The sequence below is a fragment of the Pseudomonadales bacterium genome, from assembly GCA_013215025.1.
GTDB lineage: Bacteria > Pseudomonadota > Gammaproteobacteria > Pseudomonadales > DT-91 > DT-91.
Genome location: JABSRR010000306.1, coordinates 1 through 1,930 on the forward strand (window position 1 = coordinate 1; position 1,930 = coordinate 1,930).

The window sequence follows — 1,930 nt, forward strand, 5'->3', positions numbered from 1 at the left end:
AATCAAATCAAGTTTCACATGAACTGAAGTTAATAAAGTGATCTCTTTATCAATGTGTTCCCTAACAATCGAAAACTCCTTATACCCCTCAAAAGAAAATCCAGTTTTAGGGTCTCCAAAAGTTTTAATTAGTTCATCGGCATAACGCCCTGATTCAATTTGAAGTTGTCTTAGTTTTAAAGCAAAAGAATAACGGTTTTCTTCCCCTACTCCTAAAGCAAAATTGTTATTCTTTAAACCTTCTAGTCAACGGCATCCACTTTAATCGCCTGCCCACCTCGGTCTTGATTGAAGTTTAAGCTGGATTCTGAGCCATGATACAGTCCTTGAGCTCAAAATTGCATTTTGAACCGTCCGGACACAAAACTCAGTCAGTCGCATCAAATTCCCTACATACCTTAGAGGACTTAATGAGCCCCCCAAATTTTTGACATAATCGATCTCTTTTTGAAATCTTTTTTCTCTTTTTATCTGGCTTAGATGAATCCTTTTGGGAATCAAAGAGCTTGTAATTGTTGTACTTTTAATTTCATCCTTTTCTTCATGAGAGATTTTTTTAGTTGACTTCTTTATCTTGTTGAGATCATTTGAGCTGTCAAGCTGGTGTTCTAAATCCCAAAGATTGATCTCTTGAAAATAGCGGATGAAATTCATAGCGCTTACTATAGCGTACATCTGCACCTTATGAGTTTCCTGGCTTGTACCCCACGCCTTTTGCTCAAACAGGCTGTTCTTACTATTGTCATAAGTTTTTTCTATTTGCCAGCGCCGGCGATATAGTTCTGCGATAACTCCAGGAGGCATTTTATCTGGAAGACAGCTTAAATAGCGGTAAACTTTACGCTTTATTGGGTCAGAATACTCAACGATCCGGAACCGGCACAGTTCATCGTCGATTAATTTATAACAATAAGAATCGCTAATGACATTGCGATTAATCGGATCCTGGCGATCCCAGTTGATACTTACAGTCTTGTCCCATGTTACAGTTTTCTTTTCCCGAGTTAAAAGATAATGAGATTTACGGTGCTCCTTAACCAAAAAATCCAGACTCGATACGGCACGGTCGTAAATAGAAATCTGATTATAACGAAGCCCCCAGCGCATTTCATTTGCCTCGCAGGCTTCAACTAAACAGGGGGCCTCGTGGCGCTTCTTGAAACCTGTAGAGAGAACTTTAAGAGGCATAACCAGACCGGTACGATAGTCCATGCCCATGATAAAACATGAATTCACCTTATTCTTAAGGCCCTCTGCCAATTTTGTATGACAAGCGGGCTTAATGCAGTGGCCATCAAAGGCAACACAATCATAGCGCTCTAAGTAATCAATTTCACCGATATGGTTAATCTTTAATTTCAACAGCAAGCGACGAAGATTGCGCAAAATCAATGGCATAACCCTATCTAACATACGAACTCTTCTTGGGCTTGTGTTAGCCAAAAAGAAATTTGAACGACTAATCTCATCATTCAAATTTTGCTGACAGTGTTGCACAAAAGCCTCGCCTGAAAACACCGGCAAAAGAGCACGTAAAATAATGCGAAGGATAAAATCTACATCAGAAAACTTATCACACTTACGTTGCCAACCCCTGCCTTTTTGTGGATCTTCATCGAATGCATTTTGATAGGCCTTCTCAATGTGCTGTCTTAATGTTATTTGTATGTCTTCTTCCATAATGCTTGTAACTCCTTATTAATCAACGACTTATGAAAGTTATAAAAAATCATAACTCATTGAAAGTCAAGGGCTTATATTAAAAAAAATACATATTTTCCGTACGAAGGTTCTAAGGCAACTTAAGTCAGAACGCTTTCAAACTTGTTTTTTTAATAAGAGAAGAATGGACAGACTTTCCTGAGGTTCTGTAAACTAGGAAATCTATCGGCTGTGAGTAAAAACTATGAATACCGTTGAACGTTTTGTT

General features: G+C 38.4%; 1 protein-coding gene. It reads right to left on the reverse strand.

The features are described 5' to 3' along the window. Positions 1-261: 261 nt before the first annotated feature. Positions 262-1,680, reverse strand: a complete 1,419-nt coding sequence (locus HRU21_13195; GenBank protein NRA43243.1) for a transposase — start codon at positions 1,678-1,680, stop codon at positions 262-264. Between the last annotated feature and the right edge of the window lie 250 nt (positions 1,681-1,930).

Coding starts and splice junctions, on each gene's coding strand:
- HRU21_13195 (NRA43243.1), bottom strand. CDS start 1,680: ATGGAAGAAGACATACAAATAACATTAAGACAGCACATTGAGAAGGCC.